This window comes from Streptomyces sp. DvalAA-14 (assembly GCF_900091855.1).
GTDB lineage: Bacteria > Actinomycetota > Actinomycetes > Streptomycetales > Streptomycetaceae > Actinacidiphila.
The window spans coordinates 1-20487 of record NZ_FMCH01000072.1; the positions used below are offsets into that span (position 1 = coordinate 1).

16 protein-coding genes and 1 pseudogene are annotated in these 20487 nt (G+C 72.2%); 8 read left to right on the top strand and 9 right to left on the bottom strand.

Annotated elements, in window-relative coordinates; translation table 11 throughout:
- Positions 1-981, bottom strand: a 981-nt coding sequence (locus tag GA0115240_RS03635) for an acyl-CoA desaturase (RefSeq protein ID WP_107407087.1), incomplete at its 3' end; no start/stop codon positions are given.
- 612 nt (positions 982-1593) lie between these two features.
- On the opposite strand from GA0115240_RS03635, the gene GA0115240_RS03640 reads away from it, so the two are divergent.
- Positions 1594-3114, top strand: coding sequence for an arabinofuranosidase catalytic domain-containing protein (locus tag GA0115240_RS03640; RefSeq protein ID WP_256069526.1), 1521 nt, complete (start codon positions 1594-1596; stop codon positions 3112-3114).
- A 271-nt stretch (positions 3115-3385) separates the two neighbouring features.
- On the top strand, positions 3386-5443 hold the full coding sequence (locus GA0115240_RS03645; RefSeq protein ID WP_093735192.1) for a SpoIIE family protein phosphatase: 2058 nt from the start codon (positions 3386-3388) through the stop codon (positions 5441-5443).
- Between the two features lie 20 nt (positions 5444-5463).
- On the opposite strand, the gene GA0115240_RS03650 is transcribed toward GA0115240_RS03645, so the two are convergent.
- The 4 genes from GA0115240_RS03650 to GA0115240_RS03665 all read right to left on the bottom strand — a co-directional run bounded on the left by GA0115240_RS03650 (position 5464) and on the right by GA0115240_RS03665 (position 9561).
- On the bottom strand, positions 5464-6276 hold the full coding sequence (locus GA0115240_RS03650) for a hypothetical protein (protein WP_141708712.1): 813 nt from the start codon (positions 6274-6276) through the stop codon (positions 5464-5466).
- Positions 6277-6300: 24 nt separating this feature from the next.
- Positions 6301-7317 carry a hypothetical protein gene (locus GA0115240_RS03655; protein ID WP_093735194.1) on the bottom strand — a complete coding sequence of 339 codons (1017 nt, stop codon included), beginning with the start codon at positions 7315-7317 and terminating at the stop codon, positions 6301-6303.
- Between the two features lie 71 nt (positions 7318-7388).
- Complete coding sequence (locus GA0115240_RS03660; protein ID WP_093735195.1) at positions 7389-8399, bottom strand: alcohol dehydrogenase catalytic domain-containing protein; 1011 nt, start codon at positions 8397-8399, stop codon at positions 7389-7391.
- Positions 8400-8568: 169 nt separating this feature from the next.
- Positions 8569-9561 carry an NADPH:quinone oxidoreductase family protein gene (locus GA0115240_RS03665; protein WP_093735196.1) on the bottom strand — a complete coding sequence of 331 codons (993 nt, stop codon included), beginning with the start codon at positions 9559-9561 and terminating at the stop codon, positions 8569-8571.
- 104 nt (positions 9562-9665) lie between these two features.
- Here GA0115240_RS03665 and GA0115240_RS37845 point away from each other — a divergent pair.
- The 6 genes and pseudogenes from GA0115240_RS37845 to GA0115240_RS03695 form a co-directional block, all read left to right on the top strand.
- Positions 9666-9959, top strand: a pseudogene (locus GA0115240_RS37845) (hypothetical protein); the annotation flags it as partial.
- Positions 9960-10411: 452 nt separating this feature from the next.
- Complete coding sequence (locus tag GA0115240_RS03675) at positions 10412-11686, top strand: ATP-grasp domain-containing protein (protein WP_093735198.1); 1275 nt, start codon at positions 10412-10414, stop codon at positions 11684-11686.
- Positions 11679-12947 (top strand): ATP-grasp domain-containing protein, encoded by a 1269-nt coding sequence (locus tag GA0115240_RS03680; protein WP_161301998.1) that lies wholly within the window; start codon positions 11679-11681, stop codon positions 12945-12947. Before GA0115240_RS03675 ends, GA0115240_RS03680 begins: the two co-directional genes overlap by 8 nt.
- Complete coding sequence (locus GA0115240_RS03685; RefSeq protein ID WP_093735200.1) at positions 12934-14211, top strand: MFS transporter; 1278 nt, start codon at positions 12934-12936, stop codon at positions 14209-14211. The genes GA0115240_RS03680 and GA0115240_RS03685 overlap by 14 nt, the downstream gene beginning before the upstream one ends.
- Before the next feature lie 10 nt (positions 14212-14221).
- Positions 14222-15574 (top strand): dipeptidase, encoded by a 1353-nt coding sequence (locus GA0115240_RS03690; protein ID WP_093735201.1) that lies wholly within the window; start codon positions 14222-14224, stop codon positions 15572-15574.
- Positions 15571-16563: a class I SAM-dependent methyltransferase gene (locus GA0115240_RS03695; RefSeq protein WP_093735202.1), complete on the top strand. Its 993-nt coding sequence runs from the start codon at positions 15571-15573 to the stop codon at positions 16561-16563. The genes GA0115240_RS03690 and GA0115240_RS03695 overlap by 4 nt, the downstream gene beginning before the upstream one ends.
- A gap of 3 nt (positions 16564-16566) precedes the next feature.
- Here the strand turns inward: GA0115240_RS03695 and GA0115240_RS03700 are convergent, their stop codons facing one another.
- The 4 genes from GA0115240_RS03700 to GA0115240_RS03715 are packed head-to-tail and all read right to left on the bottom strand — an operon-like array spanning position 16567 to position 20336.
- On the bottom strand, positions 16567-17712 hold the full coding sequence (locus GA0115240_RS03700; protein ID WP_093735203.1) for a DUF2817 domain-containing protein: 1146 nt from the start codon (positions 17710-17712) through the stop codon (positions 16567-16569).
- Positions 17709-18467: a hypothetical protein gene (locus tag GA0115240_RS03705; RefSeq protein ID WP_093735204.1), complete on the bottom strand. Its 759-nt coding sequence runs from the start codon at positions 18465-18467 to the stop codon at positions 17709-17711. The genes GA0115240_RS03700 and GA0115240_RS03705 overlap by 4 nt, the downstream gene beginning before the upstream one ends.
- Positions 18468-18476: 9 nt before the next feature.
- Positions 18477-19205 (bottom strand): hypothetical protein, encoded by a 729-nt coding sequence (locus GA0115240_RS03710; protein WP_093735205.1) that lies wholly within the window; start codon positions 19203-19205, stop codon positions 18477-18479.
- A gap of 42 nt (positions 19206-19247) precedes the next feature.
- Positions 19248-20336 carry a hypothetical protein gene (locus GA0115240_RS03715; protein ID WP_093735206.1) on the bottom strand — a complete coding sequence of 363 codons (1089 nt, stop codon included), beginning with the start codon at positions 20334-20336 and terminating at the stop codon, positions 19248-19250.
- Between the last annotated feature and the right edge of the window lie 151 nt (positions 20337-20487).

Below are 20487 nucleotides of genomic sequence, written 5' to 3' on the forward strand. Positions count from 1 at the left end.
GCCGGCCGCCTCGGGCAGCGCGCGCGGGCGCAGACGGTCCGCGTTCGGCCAGCGGACGTCGTGGACCCAGCGCAGCTTCTCAAACACCCAGATGAGGCGGGCCGCCGGGTCGATCTGGCCGGGCAGCACCCCGTGGCGCGCCCCGGTGGGGTCGGCGTGGTGGGAGTTGTGCCAGCTCTCGCCGAAGGACAGCAGGGCGAGCGGCCAGAAGTTGGTGGCCTTGTCCCGGCTGGCGAACGGACGCCGGCCCGCCACGTGGCAGACCGAGTTGACCGACCAGGTGACGTGGTGCAGCAGCGCCATCCGGATCAGGCCGGCCCAGAAGAAGCCGGTCAGCGCGCCCGTCCAGCTGCCGGTGACGAGCCCGCCGGCCAGCGCCGGCAGCAGCAGCGAGGCGGCGGTCAGCAGCCCGAAGAGCCGTCCGACCAGCCGCAGATCGGGATCGGCGGCGATGTCGGGGGCGAATCTGGCCCGGTTGCTCAGCTCCCGCTTGAGCATCCACCCGATGTGCGCGTGGACCAGGCCCTTGAGCAGCGCGCGGCTGTCGGTCCCGTAGCGCCAGGGCGAGTGCGGGTCACCCTCGCGGTCGGCGAAGGCGTGGTGGCGGCGGTGGTTGGCCACCCACTGGACCGGTGAGCCCTCGACCCCCAGTGAGCCGGCGACGGCCAGCGCGATCCGCAGGCCGCGCCGCGCCTTGAACGAGCGATGGGTGAACAGGCGGTGGTAGCCGACGGTGAGGCCGAAGCCCGACACGAGGTAGGCGGCCACCGCCATAGCGACGTCCAGCGGGGACAGGCCCCGCCCCCACGCCAGCGGCACCGCGGCGATCAGGCAGAGCGGCGGGCCGATGATGAAGGTCCACATCGTCGCGGCCGCCGCGGCCGTCTGCGGGGCGTCGAGCAGCGGCTTGGCGCCGGCCGCCGGGTCGGTGTCGGGCTCGGCGGGCGCCTGTTGGGGACGGTCGGCGTCGCTCGGGTTCATCGGATCCTCGCCGTCGCTCGAGCCTGTTCGGAGGTGGTGAGGCCCGGTCGGCCCCATCGGACCCGTTCGGTCCGCTCGGACCCGTTCGGACCCGGTGCCGGACCGGCCGGGTGCAGGCCCGCGTTCGGGTGCCGCCGGGCACGCCCGGCGGCCCAGCACACACGATGGCACCGGACGGCGACCGCGCAGGTTGTCGCCGATGTCCAGGATGTGAACGCCGCGAAACCGAATCTCCTCGGCCGGCGGCGCGGGAACCGCACCGGCGAAACGGATATCACCGCATTTACCACCCCGCCGGAAAACGAGGCCGCGGCGGCCGACGCACTCGATACGACGACCCTCGGCCTATTGCACTCACTTTGCACATAAAGCTCCGCCGATCGATGCCGGTTTTACTCCAAAGATCTTTCTAAATGTCCTTAACCGTGGGACCACCGTCTTGACTTATGCCTAGAGCCAGCCGAATATGTGTGCTGCGCCACACGGGACGCCGCCATTCGATGAGGCGCTGAGCACCACCGGCGATCTCTGACCGCGCCCGGCGATGAGCGCAGCCGCGACTCGGCTCAACGCTTCGGGCGGAATGGCACCATCACATTTCCGGAGGCATTTGTGCTGGTCATACCGACACTCCGACGCCGAACGCAGCTGCTGCTCGCGTTCCTGCTCGCGCTGGCGATCGCGGTGCCGCTCTTCGGCACCACGGCGACGCCCGCCGCGGCGGCTCCATCGGGACCCTGCGACATCTACGCGTCCGGTGGCACGCCGTGCGAGGCGGCGTACAGCACCACCCGGGCGATGTTCTCCTCGTACAACGGCCCGCTGTACCAGATCCAGCGCGCCTCGGACAACAGCACCTTGAACATCGGCCTCGCGTCGGCCGGCGGTCTGGTCGCCTCGGCGCCGCAGGTCTCCTTCTGCTCCGGCACGACGTGCACCATCACCCAGCTGTACGACCAGACGTCCAACGCCAACAACTTGCCCATCTCGCCCGGCAGTTCCTGCTCGGGCTGCTCGGGCGGCCTGTCCGGCCCGGGCCCGAACGGCTCGGACATCGGCGCGAACGCGATGGCGCTGCCGATCACCGTGGGCGGCCAGGGCGCCTACGGCGTGCTGGTCAACAACATCGGTACCGGATACCGCAACAACGCCGTCAAGAACGTGCCCACCGGCTCGCAGCCCGAGGGCATCTACATGCTCACCTCGTCGAAACTCACCAGCGGCAGCTGCTGCTTCGACTTCGGCTCGGCCGAGACCAACGACTCGGACGACGGCAACGCGACGATGAACGCGATCTACTACGGCTCCGCCTGCTGGACCGGCGGCTGCACCGGCTCGGGCCCCTGGGTGGGCGGCGACCTGGAGAACGGCATGTACTTCAGCGCGGCCGGCCCCAACCCGTCGAACATCCCCAGCGAGACCGGTTCGTTCGTCAGCGCCTGGGAGAAGAACAACGGCACGACGAACTTCACCCTGAAATACGGCAGCGGGCAATCCGGCGGGCTGACCCAGGCCTACTCCGGGGCGCTGCCCAACGGTTACAACCCGATGAAGGTGCAGCCCTCCATCGAGCTGGGCACCGGCGGCGACAACAGCCCGGAAGGCACCGGTGAGTTCTTCGAGGGCGCCGTCACCAAGGGCTTCCCGACCGACGCGACCGAGAACTCCGTGCAGGCCAACATCACCGCGGCCGGCTACACGAACAACAACACCACGTTCCCGGCGCCGACCCAGTCCGTGATCAGCCTCAAGGCCCACGCCAACGGCAAGTACGTCGACGCGGCGAACAGCACCACCTCGCTCATCGCCGACGCCACCTCGGTCGGCACGAACGAGACCTTCACCATGGTCGCCAACAACAACGGCACCGTGAACCTGAAGGCGCATTCCGACAACGACTGGGTCACCGCCGAGAGCAACGGCAACTCGCCGCTGATCGCCAACCGCGGTGCGACCGGTCCGTGGGAGACCTTCTACCTCATCCACAACCCCGACGGCAGCGTCAGCTTCCGCGCCTACAACAACCAGCACCTCGTCACCGCCGAGAACGCCGGCGCGGCGGCCCTGATCGCCAACCGCACGGCGATCGGCCCCTGGGAGGAGTTCGACCTGGCCGCGTCCTCGGCCGGGTGAGCTTCCGCGGCGCGACCCCGATCACGCCGCCGCAGGAATTCCAGCGCGCCACCGGCTGACGCCGGCGCCGCGACGCACACGGCGCCTGTCCCCGCCCCGGCCACGGGGCGGGGACAGGCGCTTTCCGCGGCGGTGACGCACGGCCCCACCGCCGGCGCCACCCGGGCACCCCCAGGTGGCGAAACGCACCGATTGCCGTGTTAACTGGCAAGAGTCGACGAGAAATGGGGTCGGCCATGCCCTGTGTACGACGACACCGGCGGTCCGTGTCATGACGGCCGGCAGCCCCGCGGCGGACGACAGCGCCGGCGGCTTCGAGAAGACCCTGTTCGACCAGGCCCACGCCGGCATCGAGGTCTACGACACCGACCTGCGCGTCCTGCGGGCCAACCCCGCCATCCTGCGGATGCGGGCGATGCCCGCGGAGCGGGTGGTCGGCGCCGAGCTGACGGACCTGGACGCCTCGATCCCCATCTCGCCGGTCATCCGCAAGGCCGTGGACAGCGGCGCGACCGTCTTCGACCACGCGGTGGCCGCGTACACGCAGGCCGACCCGGAGCATCTGCACCATTACGAGGTCACGGCGTACCCGCTGCACGACGCCTCGGGCCGGTCGAACGGCGCCGCCGCGGTGATCCACGACGTCACGGAGGGTGAGCGGCGGCAGGGGGACCTGGATCTGCTCAGCCGGGCCCGGGACCGCATCGGCCGCACCCTGGACCCGCTGGTCACCGCCCAGGAACTCGCGGACGTGTCCGTCCCCGGCTTCGCGGACGCGGTCGCCGTCGACCTGCTGGAGTCCGTGCTGGCCGGGGAGGCGCCGGTGGGCCCGGTGACCTCCCGGCTGCCGATGCGGCGGGCCGCCTTCAAGGGCCGCGAGGGACAGTACGGCGCCTACCCGGTGGGCAGCGCCAGTTCCTACGTCTCCCCCACGCCGTGGACGCAGGCGCTGGCGGACCTGCGGCCGCGGCTGGTGGGCTCGGTGCTGACCTCCGGCGGGTGGCTGCACCACGACCGGGTGCGGCAGGAGTTCATCGCCCGCTCCGGGGTGCACTCGATCATCGTGACTCCGCTGACCGTGCACGGGCTCGTCATCGGCCTGGCCAGCTACTACCGGGACGCCTCCCGTCCCGATCCGTTCGACGACGAGGACCTGTCGCTGGCCGAGGAGCTGGCCGCGCGCTCGGCGCTGTTCATGGACAACGCGCGCCGCTTCACCCGCGAGCACACCGTCGCCACCGAGTTGCAGCGCAGCCTGCTGCCGCGCAATCCGCCGCAGACCGCGGCGGCCGTCACCTCCCAGTGCTATCTGCCGGGCCGGTACGGCGCGCACTGGTTCGATGTCCTGCCGCTGTCCAGTTCCCGGGTGGGCCTGGTCATCGGCTACGTGCACGGGGAGGATCTGCAGGCGTCGGTGGCGATGGGGCGGCTGCGGACGGCCACCTCGACCCTGGCGTCGATGGACCTGCCGCCCAACGAACTGCTGATGCACCTCGACGACGTCGCCCAGAAGCTGGCGCGTGAGCAGGACGAGGACCCCGCCACCTTGCACCGCTCCCGCCCGCCGTTCACGGCGACCTGCCTCTACCTGACCTACGACCCGCTCTCGCACCGGTGCGCGGTGGCGGCCGCGGGACACGACGGGCCGCTGATCACCAGCCCCGAGGGCTCGGTCGGCGAGATCGAGGTGCCGCGCGGGCTGCCCCTGGGGCAAGGCGCCCCGTACGAGCAGCTCAGCACCGAACTGCGGGTCGGCAGTCTGCTCACGTTCTATTCCGACAGCGTCGCCTCCCGTTACCCCGCCGAGGCCGGGAACCGGCTCAGCCGGCTGCGCGACGTGGTCGCCGACCAGTCCGCCGATCCCCAGGAGATCTGCGACCGGGCCACCTACCGGGTACTGCGCGACACGCCCCAGGACGGGGCGGTGCTGCTGGTGGCCCGCATCCGGGAATTGGATCCGGACCGCGTCGCGTCCTGGACCTTCCCCTGCGAGGCGCTCTCGGTCCGCGAGGCCCGCCGGTCGGCCCGCGACCGGCTGGCGCGGTGGGGGCTGGAGGACAACATCCCGGCCACCGACCTGATCGTCAGCGAGCTCGCGACCAACGTCGTACGCCACGCCGGGGGGCCCATCCACCTCCAGCTGATCTTCGACCGGACGCTGACGGTGGAGGTGTCCGACGACGCCAGCTCGGCCCCCCACCTGCAGCATGCCCGGCTCCAGGACGAATCCGGTCGCGGCCTGTTCCTGGTCGCCTCCGTCGCCCGCGAGTGGGGTACGCGGTACGGGGAGGCGGGCAAGACGATCTGGGCGGAGCAGGACCTCGCCTGACGCCGGGCCCCGCGTAGGCATCAGCCTGCCCCGTCCGCCTCGGCGGTCCGCGCGGCTCGCAGCCTGCGCTGCTCCGGATCGTCCGCCGCGGTGGCCGTCCGGTGGGTGTCGGCGAATCGGCGGACGATGTCCAGCAGCTCGTCCCGTGCGGCCAGCCCTTCCGCGCCGGGGCGGGACAGCGCCTCGCCGAGGGCGTCCTGGAGGGTGTCACGGACGCGCAGCCAGGGGCCGGTGACGGGACGGGCCCGGTCGAGGTGGCCGATGAGGCTGTCCAGTGCCGGGCCGCAGTCCGCGGCGAGTCCCTCCCGCTCGGCGGGCGATCTCAGCACCCATTGGAGCGCCTGGGCCTCGTGTTCGCTGAGCGTCACCGTCACCGGCTCGGCCTCGTCCATGCGGGCCGCCAGCGAGGTGACGACCCCGATGTCCGTCGTCCACCTGAGGCCGGCGGCCAGCGCGTCCAGGGCCCGCCGGATGTCCGCCGCTTCCGTCTGCGGCAGCGACACGGCGACCGTGCGCGGTTCCGGCGGCGCCGCCCGGGCCTTCGGCCGATACCCGATCAGATCGAAGTACAGGACGTCGAACTCGACATCGCCCTCGGGTACCGGGGACGGCGGGGGCCCCACGCGCGTACACCCCTTGTCGGCGAGGCAGTTGTCGATATCGGCCCATGAGGGCGCCGGTAGTGCGGGACCTTGGTGTTCCCTCGGCCAGGGGTCGCCTTCCCGCAGCGCCGCGAAGCTCGTCGTCATGCGGATCCGCGCGACAAAGACCTCCACCTGCCAGGGTCTTCCGGGCCGGAGCCGGGCCTTGCCGGGGTGTCTGCTTGCCAGCATGGTCGTGTCGTCCTTTCCCGGCCGTCAGGACAAGGTGCTGTCGACCCGGTGCAGATAGCTGAAGTCGTGTTCGTCGCGGGCCTGGATGAGCGGGCGGATCTCGCGGGTGGCCACGTTCAGGGCATAGCCGCCGACCGTACCGAGGAGCCAGCCGATGTTCGGCATCAGCAAGGTGCCGCCCGCCGCGGCGGCCAGTGCGACCGACGCCGTCACGGAGCGGTGCACCCAGGCCAGCCGGCTGCCGCGGCCGGCCGCCCGGTAGTCCAGCACCGCTTGCGACAGTTCGACGCGCAACTGGGCGAAGACGTCCGCGGGGTGTTCGTAGTCGCGGCGCAGCTCGCCGAGCATCCGGTGCACGGCGCGCATCAGCCGGATCCGTTCGTCGGCGTACTTCTCCCGGAAGGCGATGACCTCCGAGGTGGGGGTGCCGGGCGCGGGCACCGGAAGCAGCCGGCCCAGCTCCATCTCCCAGGCCAGGGTGAGGGTGGGGGCCACCGCGCGCAGGCTGGCGCGGTAGGCGTGCTCGCTGTCGGTGTAGGGGAACAACGCGATGTCGGGGTGGCCGGCGAGCTCGCGGGCCAGCACGCCGACGATCAGTGTCTGGACCTCTGTCGACACCGCGAGCGCCTCGTGGAAGCCGTCCCCGCGCCGGGCGAGCCCGAGCTCCACCAGCAGCTGGCGGAGCCAGTAGCTCACCTTCGAGGTGTACAGGACGGCTTCGGGCGGCGAGGCGGGCCGGGGCGGGTCCGGCCGCGCCGCCATCCGCCTGAGCTCCTGCGCCAGCAGCGAGGAGGTCTGTCCCGCCAGCGGGGACCCGGCCGACCAGTCCGGGCGCTCCAGCCTCTCCAGCGAGTCCTCGGTGAAGGCGAGCGGGCGGTACAGCTCCCGGTCCTCCAGCCGCCGTAACTCGTCACTGACCACGGTCCGGTAGACCCGCGGGTCGCGCGGTACGACCGAGGCGACGCCGTCCCAGTAGAGCAGCGCCTGGTGGACGATCTCCGTGGGCGGATTCACGGTCGGGTAGTACAGCAGCACGCCCATCGGATCCCCTCGCGGCACAGCGCGTCGGCGTGAGGCACCGCGCATCGGTATCAGCCGCGGCAGCCTACCGCTCAGAAGGTGATGACCGCCCGGCCGTTGTGCCACTCGCCGTTCACCATCTTCGCCAGGGTCGCGGGCGCCTCGTCGAGGCCGATCGGGGTCACGTCGGGCATCAGGTCGTGGCGCAGGGCGAAGTCGAGGGTGTCGCGGGCGTTGTGCGGGGAGCCGGACGGCGACGCCATGACGTGCAGCCGGTTGAGGACCATCAGCTGGCTCGGCAGCTCCAGCGGATCCGGGCCGTACCCGAGCAGCGACAGCGTGCCGTCGGGGGCGAGCCCGCCCAGCAGGGCGGTCGCGGCCTTCGTGGAGGGCGTGGTGTTGAGCAGGACGTCGGCGCCGTAGCCCCACGACTTGAGCGCCGCCACCGCGTCCTGTTCGCCGGTGGCGATGTACCGCTGCGCGCCGAGTTCCTTCGCCCGCTGCTCGCTGCGGTGCGAGCGGCCGAGCACCGCCACCTGCGCTCCCATGGCCAGCGCGAACCGGACCGCCATGCCGCCGACCGCGCCGACGCCGAGCACGGCCACCCGGGACCCGGAGGTGACGCCGGCCTGGCGCAGGCCGTTGAACGCGGTCAGGCCCGCGCACATCAGCGGCGCGCCGGCGACCGGGTCGAGCCCCTCGGGCACGGGGGTGACGAATCCTTCTTTGAAGACCGCGTATTCGGCATATCCGCCGTCGGTGACGACGCCGGTGATCCGCTTGTTGGGACACAGGATCTGGTCGCCGCGAACGCAGTAGTCGCAGGTCATGTCGGAGTCGTAAAGGAATTGCGCCCCCACCTGCGTGCCCGCTTGCGGCCAGGTCACTCCTTGTCCGAGTTCCGCGACGGTTCCGATCACCTCATGGCCGGGAATCGTCGGGAAGTGCGCGAAAGGATATTCGCCCTTGACGAGGCTCACCTCCGAGTTGCACATCCCGCAGGCGGTCATTTTCACCAGGATCTCGCCGGGGCCCGGGGAGGGGACATCGCGTTCCACGAGTTCGAGGTCGGAGTTCGGGGCGGAGAGTTCGGCAGCACGCATAAAAGGCTCCAAAAGGGAGACCCCGGCTCGGGCGGGCCCGCGCGGGCCCGCCCGTCCGAGACGTATTTCGCCGCGAGGCCTACCTCTCCACGGTAGGGGCGGTGGATCGCTGTGTCCAAGACCGCCCGTGGTCCGGCCCCGACGGGGGTGGCCGGCCCGCCGCCGGGCCCTACCGCGCGGCGACCCGGACCACGGACTTGCCCGGGCCGGGGCTCCGCTGCTCGGTGATCATCCGCGGCACGTCCTCGAAGGCGTAGCGGCGGCCCACCGGCGTGCTGATCGCCCCCCGTGCCGCCAGGTCGGCCAGCCGGCCCCATACGGCGGTCTCCGCCTCCGGAGCGCCGGGGGTGGCGAGCACCCCCACCGCGGAGTAGTTCCGCAGCAGCATGTCCATGGTGTCGAGCGCCACCGGGGCGCCGCTCGCCAGGCCGACGAGGGCGATCCGCCCGCTGTGCGCGATGCTTTTCAGCGCCAGGGCCGCGGTGTCGCCGCCGACGGGATCGTAGATCAGGTCCACGCCGCGCCCGTCGGTGATCTCGGCGAGGCGGGCGGTCAGGTCCTCGGTCCGGTGGTTCACCCCGTGGTCCGCGCCATTCCGCGCGCAGAACTCCAGCTTCAGCGGGCTGCCCGCGACCGCGATCACCGTGGCGCCCAGCGCCTTGCCGAGCTGCACAGCGGTAGCGCCGCTGCTGCCCGCGGCGCCCAGCACGAGCAGCGTCTGCCCGGCCTCGACCGGGGCGCGCTCGACGAGGCCGGCGTACGCGGTACGGAAACCGATCGGGAAACCGCCCGCCTGCTCGTCGGTCATGCCGGCCGGGATGCGGATGGCCGACCCTTCGCGCAGGTATGTGTACTCGGCGTAGCCGCCCCAGCCCTCCAGGAAGCCGGTGATGCCCGTGACCTGGTCACTGACCGCGAAGCGCGAGCCGGGCGGCACCGCGACGACCTCCCCCGCGGCTTCCTCCCCGAGGCCGAAGGGCGGGTCCCCCAGCAGCGGGAACCGGCCCGCGGCCATCATGACGTCGGGGTAGCCCGCGCCCGCGGTCCGTACCCGGATCAGTACCTGCCCGGGCCCGGGCGCGGTCCAGGTCATCTGCCGCAGCTCGACCGCATCGGCCGGTTCGCCGAATTTCACCAGGCGCCACGCACGACCAGAAAACATCTCGTCCCTACTCGACTCGTTCGCGAACCGACTCGCTCGCGTTCCTCGGCGCGCCGTCGGGCGCGGCCTCTTCCGACGCTAGGGGCGGTCGGGGCGGCCCGGCCATGATCGGGCGTCCAGAGAACTTGCGAGATCGTCCGGGAGTGCCCGGCCAGGGGGCGGCGCCGCCGTCAGGAGCGGTCGGGCCGAGCGCCGAGGTCCGGCGCCACGAAGCCCCCCGGCTCCGCCTCCAGCACCTGGGCGAGCCGGATCGGGGTGTGGTCGTGACGCGCGCGGGCGTCTGCGAAAGCGTCGCCGCGGCCCGGCTGAAGCAGCTCGTGGAGGTCGGCGCACTCCGGCAGCGGCCGTACCGCGAACCGGGCGCCCGTCTCCGGCAGGAGTACGTCCTGACGCCGATGGGCCGCGACCTGCTGCCGGTGGTCCTTTCGCTGATGCAGTGGGCCGACACCCACCTCCAGCCCGGCGGCGGTCCGCTGCGCGTGGTGGAACGGGCCCACCGGGGACCCGGTGCGCGTCCGGCCGGCCACCGCCACCGGGGACCCGGTGGCGTTCGACGACCTCTCGATCGTCTCGAACGACGCGTGGGTGGCCGTCCATCGCCGGCCCGCCGCCGATTCCTGACGGGCCCGACCGACCGACGGACCGCCGGCCCGCCGGCAGTCCGCACCCCGCACCCCGCACCCCGCACCCCGCACCCCGCACCCCGCACGGACGGTGCGTCAGCGCGTCCCAACAGCCGCCGCACTGGCAGGAATTCGAGAGTGTTGGTCCGTCTTGCCACTGTCGGATCACAAACCCTCGGCGCAGACTGACGAAGGGGCCAAGGATTTCGATTCCCCGCGGAGGAGAAATGAAGCCCTACGTCGTCGTGGTGGACGGATACCACCTCCAAGACGGTGCCGATCGCGGATTCTCCAGCGCTTTCCGAGCCAGGGGCGTGCTGCCGGTCACCGTCATGAGCACACCGGAACCACTCGAGAAATTCGTCAAGAAATCCACCTGGCACCCGGACGACTTCGAGGCCGTGCATTTCTACGACGGCGACTTCGAGGCGCTGTTGAAAATCGTCCGGAGCTACGACCCCATCGGTGTCGTCGCCGGCAACGAGCGCGGAGTGGAACTCACCGCGGAAATCGTGGAGGCACTGTTCCCCGAGCGGGGGAACGTGCGCGGCAGCGCCGCCGCCCAGCGCGACAAGGGCGAGATGGCGCTCGCGCTGGAGCGGGCCGGTGTGCCGGGCCCGAAGACGCTGTCGACGGACGATCCGGCGGTCGCGGCGCGGTGGATCGAGGAGTCCGGCCTGGCCGGCCGGCGGCTGATCATCAAGCCCCCGGCCAGCGCGGGCACCGACAATGTCCACCTGGTGGAGGCGGGCGCCGACTGGCGCGGCTACTTCGACGCCATCCTCGGCGAGGTGAACGGGTTCGACCTGCGCAACGACAGCGTCGTGGTGCAGGAGTTCCTGGAAGGCCCCGAGTACATCGTCGACCTCTACTCCGTCGACGGCCGGCACGGCCTGGTGGACACCTGCGTCTACGCCAAGCACGATCGCGGTCCGCGCATCGGTATCTACGACGTCGCCGACTTCCTGGGCCCGGACCATCCGGACGTGCCCGTGCTGGCGGAGTACGCCATGCGGGCCGCGACCGCGGTCGGCATCCGCAACGGGTCGACGCACGCCGAGGTGATCGTGACCCGGCAGGGCCCGCGCCTGGTCGAGTTGGCCGCCCGCTACTCGGGAAGCTGCATGATGCTGTCCGGGTCGCTGGCCACCGGCGACAACCAGATCCAGCGGACCGTGCGGCACCTGCTGGACGGCGCGTTCACCCCGGGTTTCGTACTGGAGCAGCAGGTGCGCACGCTGTGGCTGTGCGCCGACTTCGCCGGCCCGGTGCACCGGATGGACATCCTGGCGGCCGTGCGGGACCTGCCGACCGTGCACAAGATGTCGGTCCCGGCGGACGGGAAGCGGGTGCCGATGACCAACGACGTCACCACGAGCCTGGGCTGGGTGATCCAGGGCGCGGCGCACTGGGCGGACATCGAGCGCGACTCGGCCCGGATACGGGAACTGGAGAGGATCTGGAATGCCCGCAACATCGACATCATCGGGCACGATGCCTGAACCGGCGGTTCCGCACCTGCTCCTGGTGTGCCCGCGCTCCGACATCCTGGGCAAGCTGCTGGGCCTGCCGATCGCGCTGACCGTGGTCCACCGGCCGGGCGGCGACCGGCCGTTGGAGGAATCCCTCGCGCTGCGGGTGGTCGATGTCGACTTCACCGACGCAGCCCTGCTGCTGGCGGCGGCGCGCGAGATCCACGCCTGGCGGCCGATCGACGCGATCCTCGGGCTGACCGAGCTCTCGCTGCTGCCGGTGAGCACGGTGGCCCAGGAGATGGGCGTGCGCGGCAACGTGACCGCCACCCTCACCTACGCCCAGGACAAGGCCGCCCTGCGCGGGCTGCTCGCCGAGCGCGGGATCAGCACCACGGCGCACCGGGTCTGCGACGGCATCGAGGCCGCCGCGGACTTCCTGCGCGGCTGCCCGGCAGGCATGGTCCTCAAGCCGGTGAGCGGCAACGGGGGCACCGGCGTCCACCTGGTCGGCGACCCGGGCGACCTCGCCGCCGCCTGGGCCTGGACCACCGGCGCGAGCGGCGCCTGGGGCTGGACCGCGGACGCGGCGCCGGTGGTGGTCCTGGCCGAGGAGTTCCTGGCCGGCCGGGAGTTCAGCGTGGAGACGCTCAGCGCCGAGGGCAAGCACACGGTCCTGGCCGTGACCGGCAAGCACACCTCGGGACCCCCGCACTTCGTCGAACTGGGCCACGAGTTGCCGGCCGTACTGGAGCCGCCGGTGTACGAGACCCTCACCGCGGCCGCGCTCGGCGCGCTGGACGCGATCGGCTACACCTGGGGGCCCGGCCACACCGAGGTGATGCTGGCCGAGGACGGCTGCTCGGCCACCGTCGTCGAGATCAACGCCCGGCAGGGCGGTGACCAGATCTGGGAACTGGTGGAGCTGGCCACCGGACTCGACATGCTCTCCGGCTCGGTGACCACCCTGGCCTTCGGCCAACTGCCCCCGAGCAGCCCGGCTCCCCGCCGCGGGGCCGCGATCCGCTACCTGGTGGCCGATCCCGGACGGGTGGTCGCGGTGGAGGGCCTGGACGAGGCGTCGGCGGTCGACGGGGTGATCCGGGTGGGCGAGCTCTGCGCGGCCGGGGACACCGTCAGCCCGCTCGGCGACTCCTGGAACCGGTGCGGCTACGTCGTCACGGCCGCCGCCGACACGGCCTCGGCCCAGGCGGCGGCGCGGCAGGCGGCGTCGCTGATCTCCATCCGCACCGTTCCCGTCACCCCGGAGGCAGCCGATGCCGGTCAGTAGCGGGGCACCGGGCCCGGGTGCGGGCCAACTGGCGGACGCGGCACCGGATCCCGCCGGCGGCACCGAGTTCGCCGACGGCAGGGGCCCCGCCTATGTCGTGATCCTGGGGAGGTTCATGACGAACATCGGCTTCTTCATGGTCATCCCCTTCCTGGCCATCTACCTGTCGGACAACGCCGGGCTGAGCGGTCTGCAGATCGGCGCGCTGTTCGCCGTCCTGCAGTTCACCCGGCGCGGTATCGGTGTCCTGGCCGGCTGGGCGAGCGACCGCTTCGGGGCGGCGCGGGTGCTGACCTTGGGGCTGCTGATCGAGGCGGGCGCCTATCTGGCCTTCACCGGGGCCGGACGGTTCTTCTGGTTCTGGGCCCTGGCCGTCGCGCTGCTGGGCTTCGGCGGGTCGCTGAACAACAACGGGTCGCGCAGCCTGGTGGCGGCCAGCAAGTCCGGCGGTATCGCGGCCAACCTCAGCAAGTACTACGTGTCGATCAACGGGGCGGCGCTGATCGGTCCGCTGATCGGTACCGCCCTGATCGCCTCGCACCACATCCGGGCCGGCTTCGTCACCGCCGCCGCCCTGCACCTGGTGTTCGCCGCCGGCACGCTGGTGCTGCTGCGCGGCATGCCCACGCCCGCCCCGGGGGCGATCCGGGTGGACGCCCTGATCGCCGGCCTTCGCGACCGGCCGCTGATGCTGTACTGCGGCCTGGCGGTCGGCGGCTGGTTCCTGATCACGCAGTACCAGATCGCCCTGCCGCTGACCGTCGTCCACCAGGGGCTCCCGGCGGCCGCGGTCGGCTTCCTGACCGCGGGCAACGCGGTGGCGGTGATGATCACGGTGACCCTGATCGGATCCCGGGTCGACCGGCGTGGCTCGGTGGGACGTCTCGACGTGCTGGCCCTGTCCGGCGTGGTGCTCGGCGGGGGCTGGCTGCTGTGCGTGTTCGGCGGCCTCGGGCCGATCGTCGCCGCGGTCGTCGTGACCTCCATCGGCGAGTCGCTGTTCTGCGGCGTGGTCGACGCCAATGTCGCCGGGCTGGCGCCCCCGGGCCGGCTCGGCCTGTACCTCGGCTACTCCACCATGGCGTGGGGCCTGGGCGGGGTGCTCGGCGGGGTGATCGGCGGCGGCTTCGACCTCGCCGCGCAGCACGGCGCGCTGTCCGTCTTCTGGTTCCTGCTGGCCGCCGTCGGCGTCGGCTCCGCGATCGGGGTCCGTCTCGGTCGCTCCTACTTCACCGCCGTGCTCGCACAGCGGCACACCAGCTGAGGAGAATCCCATGTCGGTCCAGGAACTGGGCGCCCGTGTCGGTGCTTTGACGGGAAGGGCCAGGGACGACCTGGCGTTACTGGTCGGCCACCGCTCGGTGGCCGACCCCCGGCAGTACCCGGACCAGGGGTGCCGGCAGGCCGCCGAGGCCGTGGCGCGGCTGTTCGCCGCCGAGGGCTTCGCCGAGGTGCGGCTGCTGGACACGCCCGACGGCAGCAGGGCCGTCTTCGGCCACCGGCCGGGCCCGCCGGGCGCGCCCACCGTGCTGCTCTACAGCCACTACGACGTGCAGCCGCCGCTGGACGAGGAGGCCTGGCGGACACCGCCGTGGACGCTCACCGAACGGGACGGGCGCTGGTACGGGCGCGGGGCCGCGGACTGCAAGGGCAACATCGTGGCGCAGCTGACCGCGCTGCGGGCGCTCGGCGACCGGCTCCCGGTGGGTGTGAAGGTGATCTGCGAGGGATCCGAGGAGCAGAGCACCGGCGGCCTGTCGGCCTTCGTGCGGGCCCATCCCGATCTGCTGCGGGCCGACAGCGTCCTGGTCTGCGACACCGGCAACGCCGAGGCCGGGCTGCCGACGGCCACCACCCACCTGCGGGGTTCGCTGCACCTGACGATGACGGTGAGCGCGCTGTCGGGCCCGGTGCACTCCGGCACCTTCGGCGGCCCCGCGCCCGATCCGCTCAACGCGCTGATCGCCCTGCTCGCGCCGCTGCACAACGCGGCCGGCGACACCACCGTGCCGGGCGTCGCGGACGACGGGCGCTGGCAGGGCGCGGACTACCCGGCGGAGCGGTACCGCCGGGACGCCGGGATCCTGCCCGGGGTGGGGCTGGCCGGCAGCGGCACCCCCGCGGACATGCTGTGGGCCCGGCACGCCCTGACCGTGGTCGGCATCGACTGTCCCGCGGTGGTGGGTTCGGCGCCGGCTGTGCAGGCCGCGGTGCGCGCCAAGCTCAATGTGCGGATTCCCTACGGGTCCGATGTCGACGTGCTGTGGAAGGCGCTGCGCACGCACCTGGAGGCGTCCGCGCCCTGGAACGTCCGGGTGGAGTTCGCGGACGTCAACCGCAGCCAGCCGTTCCGGTCGGCGACCGAGGGGCCGGCGTACGCGGCCCTGGCCACCGCGATGGAGCAGGCGTTCGGCCGGCCGATGACCACCGTGGCGCAGGGCGGCTCCATCCCGGTCTGCGTGGCGCTGCAGGAGACCTTCCCCGACGCGGAGATCATGCTGATCGGGGTGGAGGAGCCGCGGTGTCTCATCCACGCCCCGAACGAGAGCGTGGACCCGTCCGAGATCGAGCGGACCGCGCTGGCCCTGGCCCTGTTCCTGCGGGCCGGCGCGGGCGGCCGGTCATGACCGGGACCCGCTTCACCAGCGGCGAGATGGACCGGCACCTGAGCCGGATCTCTAGGGAGCACCCGGACCTCTACCGGCGGCTGGACATCGAGCGCGCCCGGCGCTGGTCGGGCGACTTCGAGGATCTCGAAGGCCGCACCGGCGACGACTTCGGGGACCCGGGCAGCGGTGGCCGCGGCGAGTCCTACCTCAGGGCCCAGACCCGGAACGTCCAGGCGCGGGCGCGCGGTATCGAGCAGCTGCTCGGCTACATCCGGGCCGGTCGCGGCGCCCCGCTCAAGACGGTGGTGGACGTGCTCGGCGGCGACGGGCTGGTGCAGCGGGTGGCCGCCTCACTGTGTCTGGCCGATGTGGCCGTGCTGACCTGCGACGCCTCGCCGTACATGGTGCGTGCCGCCTGGGAGGGCGACTTCCCGGCGCTGCTGCAGCGGGCGGACCGAATGCTCCAGCGGGACAGCTCGGTCGAGGGGGTCCTGGTGGCCTACGGATCGCATCACATCGCGCCGCGGGACCGGGCCGAACTGGCCAGGGAGTCCTACCGGGTGCTGCGGCCCGGCGGCGTCATGGTGCTGCACGACTTCCTGGTCGGCTCGCCGATGGACAGCTGGTTCACCGATGTGGTCGACCGCTACTCGCTGACCGGCCACAAGTTCGAGCACTTCACCCGGGACGAGATCCGCGACTGCCTGACCGGGGCCGGCTTCCCGCGGGTGGACCTGGTGGAGATGGCCGACCCCTACGTGGCCGTGGCGCCCACCGCGGAGCTGGCGGAGCTGGCGCTGGGCCGCTATCTGTCCGACATGTACGGCCTGGTGGAGATCCAGCGGACCCGGGGCGCGGACGCGGACCGCTGGGTCATCGAGCGGGCCAAGGACGTCTTCCGCTGCCCGGGTGCGGAGTTCTCGGTGCGGTACGACGCCGCGGAGCACGCCTGGACGGCCGTCCTGCCGAGGACGGCCGTGGTGGGCATCGGGACCCGGAGCGTGTGACGCCTACGCGTCGACGGCGGCGAGCCCGGCGACGGCCTGCGAGAAGACCTCGCGGGCCCGGTGCAGCACCTGCTTGCGCCACAGCTCGTCGCCGTCCGGGCTGAACGCGGCCCTGATCAGCTGCTTGTCGGGGGAGCCGAAGGCGGCGACGGGGTCCAGCCGCAGATGCAGCCCGTTGTCGGCGCACAGCGCGAGCAGCACCTCCGCCCCGGGCAGGGTGCCGAACTCCAGGGTGATGGCGGTGAGTTGCTCGCCGGCGGTGAGGCCGTCGGCGACCGCGGTGGCGGTGTTGCCGACGATCGCGGTGGAGGAGGAGCTGCCCGCGTCCGAGTCGGTCACTCCGGGGCCGTACCAGGCGCGGGCGCGGTCGGGGGCGCCCGGGTCCCGGCCGCCCCGGAAGATCGCCTCGCCGGCGCCGCGTTCGCCGAGTCCGGTGTGCAGGTCGATGTAGCCGACCCGGGGCGTGCCGGCGATCTGTTCGGCCACGATCGCGCGCAGGATCCGGTGCGAGCGGGTGGGCTGCCGTCCCCCGTAGAACAGGCCGTCGTGGTGGCGGTACTGGCCGTGCGTGACGGCCTCCTGGAAGGCCCGCAGCCCCAGTTCGCCGGCCAGGCGGTGCAGTCGCGCGGCGAAGTCGGGCGAGGCGGGGCCGGCGCCGCTGTCGTCCAGCAGGGCCGCGTGCACCCGGTCGTAGGCGTCGTTGTGCGGCGGGGCGGCGTGGTCGACGAAGTTGCGGTTGAGGTCGACGTTGTCCTCGTTGACCCGCCGCCAGTAGGCGAAGCCGTACGGGTTGAGGGCGTGCACCAGCAGGATGCCGAGGCCCCGGTCCGCGGCGGTAGCGAACTCCTCGCTGTCCCCGCCGCCGCTGTCCCCGCCGCCGTCGCCGTCCCCGCCGTCCGTGCCCAGCAGGATCCGGGTCTGGCAGGCGGAGCCGGTAAAGCCCTCGATGCCGTGCGTGCCGCAGACCGCGACCAGCATCCGCCGGGGCCGCGGCGGGCCGAGGTAGGCGGTGTCCACGCTCAGCGTCCCGCCGTCGGGGCCGGTCCCGCCGGGCAGCGGGTAGGTGCGCTGCACCGCTCCCCGCCCGGTGGCCGCGGCGCGGAAGTCCTGGCGGGCCTGCGCGTAGGTCGTTGCGAACGCCGCTGTCATGACACTCCCAGTGCGGTCAGCACCGCCTGCTTCCCCGCGGGGGTGCGGAAGTGCAGCAGGCAGAGGATCCGGTCGCCCGGCGCCAGGTTGGCGCCGAAGTACGCGTCGACGTCCGCCACCGAGCTGACCGGGCGCCGCCGGTAGAGGTCCAGCGGCAGTCCGATGCCGCGGATCACGCCCCGGTCCGCGTCCAGCCGGGCGCCGGGCGCCACGGCCCGCGCCGCCTCGGCGACCAGCCGCGGGTCGACGGGGGCCGTTTCGGTGCGCGGGTCCAGCGCCGGGTACAGGGCGATGTCGGGGTGGGCGCCGAAGGCGCTCATCGCGCAGTGCACCACCGGGTTGTAGGTCTTCAGCGCGACGACGTCGGGAAAGCCGTGCCCGTCGTCGCGGAGCCGGGTGAACAGCTCGGCCCAGCTGCGCCGGAAGATGCTGCCGTGCCGGTAGCTGTCCCCGATGAACTGCACGGTCACATGCAGGCAGGACCGGCCGGAGGCCAGCTCCGTCCAGTACGCGGCGAGCAGGCCCACCGCGCGGTTCGAGTCCGGGTCCACCGCGCAGACCAGCTGCTCGGCGTCGGTGATCATGTCGTGGCGCAGCTCGAAGAGCCGGCGCACCCGCAGGTCGGGTAGGGCGGCGACCAGGCCCGCGATCAGCCAGCGCTCGGTGGCCGGGGACAGTTCGCGGCCCGGCGGCAGCGCCCGCAGGAGCGGGCGCCGGGGCCGGGCCGGGGACTGCGTGCTCGGGGCGTCCGTCACCGGGACACCTCAGGCTTCCTGTGCGGTCGGCAGCGGGATCGCCATGTCGGGCTTGCCCAGCACGGTGCTCATGTGCAGCTCCACGAAGTACAGCTTCCACAGCCAGTACACGTTGTGCAGGTGCTCGACGACCTTCTCCTCGTCGGCCGGTGAGGTGACCAGAGTGGCCAGCACCCGCCACACGAAGTCGTCGTGGCCGTCGTCCAGGTCGGTGCCGACGTGGGCGAGCTGGCCCTTGATGCCGTCCTTGCCGAGTACCTTGCCCAGGTTCTCCAGCCAGTCGGGCTGGGTGCGGGTGGTGACGTACTCGACGAAGTAGACGCTGGTGATCAGGCTCATCGGGCTGTCCTCGAACTCCATGCCGTACTGGAGGTAGCCGGTGAGCAGCTTGGTGGACAGGAACGGCTCGGTGGAGTAGATCTCGTCCTTCTCCACGCCCACCTTGGCCAGGTCGGCGGCGAACAGGCGGTCGTGCAGCATCTCGTCGTCGGTGTAGTGCGCCCACGCCTTGGCCTGCACCGGGTCGACCTTGGTGAAGTACCGCAGGGCCAGTGCGTCGATGGTGCGCTTGCGGCGCAGGCGCAGGATCGTCTCGATGTTGTGGCGCTTGTAGTAGTCCAGGTTGATCTCCGCCGCGTTCAGCTGGTGCTGGGCGTACGGGACGGTCAGGTAGAAGTCCTTGATGAACGAGTTGAGCAGGGTGTCGACGCGCTGGCGCAGTTCCGGCAGGGTACTCATGGGCTGTCTCCTCGGTGGTGGGGAAGGGCTGGTCGCGCGGGGTCAGTGGCAGCCGCAGCTCGCGCTGGAGACGCGGTTCAGCCGGCCGCGGGGGGTGTCCTTGCGGCGTCCCAGTACGGCGGATCCGTCCGCTGCCAGCAGGGTGCTGCGCGGGCACAGGAAGGCCAGCGCGAAGCGGGTGTGCGGGGTGATCCCGATGCCGAGGTGGATGACGCCGGACCGGCCGCCGTGCACCTCGTTGGGCCCGCAGTTGGCCGGCAGGGCGTCCATCGCGGTGTTGATGCCGAAGCCGAGCTCCCAGATGACCCGGTAGCGCGGGTCCTGTTCCAGCAGCCGGGTCAGGGCCTCGACCGCGGGCCGGGCGGCGTCGTCGTCGGTGCGGACCGTCTCGATCACGCCGGCCGCCACCACGAGCTGGACGGGGTGCGCGACCATGCAGGCCAGTTCGTCGAACAGCCGCTGCTGATCGGGGCCGTCGCCGGGGACGTCGTGCCGGTGGACGATGGGCCAGCCCGACAGGGTCAGGGTGCCGGTGAGGCCGAGCAGGCGGGCGCCCGGGGCGAAGGTGTTGATCTCGGCCGGCATCACGCTCAGCTTCCCGCCGGGGGCCAGCTGCTGCTCGCCCGGGGACAGCTCTCCGGCCTGCTGGTTCCACACGACGTCGCCCGCGGTGTGGTCGAACTCCGCCTCGCTGCCGGTCTGGTCGTCCACCACGGTGAGGCGGTCGCTGCCGCTGACCTGTTCGAAGAAGCGCCGCGCGGTCAGATCCTGCTGCTCGACGTCGGTTCGCGCCGCGGCGGCGAGGAAGTAGTCCACCTGCGCTTCGCTGAGCGGGGTGGAGCCGGCCGGCAGGACCGCGAGCCGGCGCTGCCCGAGGATCTCGGGCGCCGGCGAGTCGAGGAACTGCCCCGGGCAGGCCACCAGGACATCGGCGCCGTCGGGCACCTCCGCCGCCAGCAGATCGGCCAGCGCCGCACCGGTGGGCAGGGTGAGCGACAGGACGCGTTCGTAGCCGTCGCCCGGTCGGCACCGGGTCCGGCCGTGGTCGGCCGCTCCGGTGATCAGGCAGAACGTCCCGTGCGGAGCGCCGAATTGCCGGAAATCGGAGGCGACAAGCTCGATCGGAGACATCACTGCTCCCAGGCGGGATGATGGAGGAGTCGGCGGGCCGGGTGCGCCGGGCGCCGGGACGCCCCGTCGCGGAGCACATACCGCTCCGCGACGGGGCCAGGCAATCAGCCGAGCAGGGTGCCCAGGTACTTGCCGTTCTTCTTGACCTCGA

Coding starts and splice junctions, on each gene's coding strand:
- GA0115240_RS03675 (WP_093735198.1), top strand. CDS start 10,412: ATGAAGCCCTACGTCGTCGTGGTGGACGGATACCACCTCCAAGACGGT.
- GA0115240_RS03710 (WP_093735205.1), bottom strand. CDS start 19,205: ATGAGTACCCTGCCGGAACTGCGCCAGCGCGTCGACACCCTGCTCAAC.
- GA0115240_RS03680 (WP_161301998.1), top strand. CDS start 11,679: ATGCCTGAACCGGCGGTTCCGCACCTGCTCCTGGTGTGCCCGCGCTCC.
- GA0115240_RS03665 (WP_093735196.1), bottom strand. CDS start 9,561: ATGTTTTCTGGTCGTGCGTGGCGCCTGGTGAAATTCGGCGAACCGGCC.
- GA0115240_RS03700 (WP_093735203.1), bottom strand. CDS start 17,712: ATGACAGCGGCGTTCGCAACGACCTACGCGCAGGCCCGCCAGGACTTC.
- GA0115240_RS03690 (WP_093735201.1), top strand. CDS start 14,222: ATGTCGGTCCAGGAACTGGGCGCCCGTGTCGGTGCTTTGACGGGAAGG.
- GA0115240_RS03715 (WP_093735206.1), bottom strand. CDS start 20,336: ATGTCTCCGATCGAGCTTGTCGCCTCCGATTTCCGGCAATTCGGCGCT.
- GA0115240_RS03660 (WP_093735195.1), bottom strand. CDS start 8,399: ATGCGTGCTGCCGAACTCTCCGCCCCGAACTCCGACCTCGAACTCGTG.
- GA0115240_RS03650 (WP_141708712.1), bottom strand. CDS start 6,276: ATGCTGGCAAGCAGACACCCCGGCAAGGCCCGGCTCCGGCCCGGAAGA.
- GA0115240_RS03695 (WP_093735202.1), top strand. CDS start 15,571: ATGACCGGGACCCGCTTCACCAGCGGCGAGATGGACCGGCACCTGAGC.
- GA0115240_RS03645 (WP_093735192.1), top strand. CDS start 3,386: ATGACGGCCGGCAGCCCCGCGGCGGACGACAGCGCCGGCGGCTTCGAG.
- GA0115240_RS03685 (WP_093735200.1), top strand. CDS start 12,934: ATGCCGGTCAGTAGCGGGGCACCGGGCCCGGGTGCGGGCCAACTGGCG.
- GA0115240_RS03655 (WP_093735194.1), bottom strand. CDS start 7,317: ATGGGCGTGCTGCTGTACTACCCGACCGTGAATCCGCCCACGGAGATC.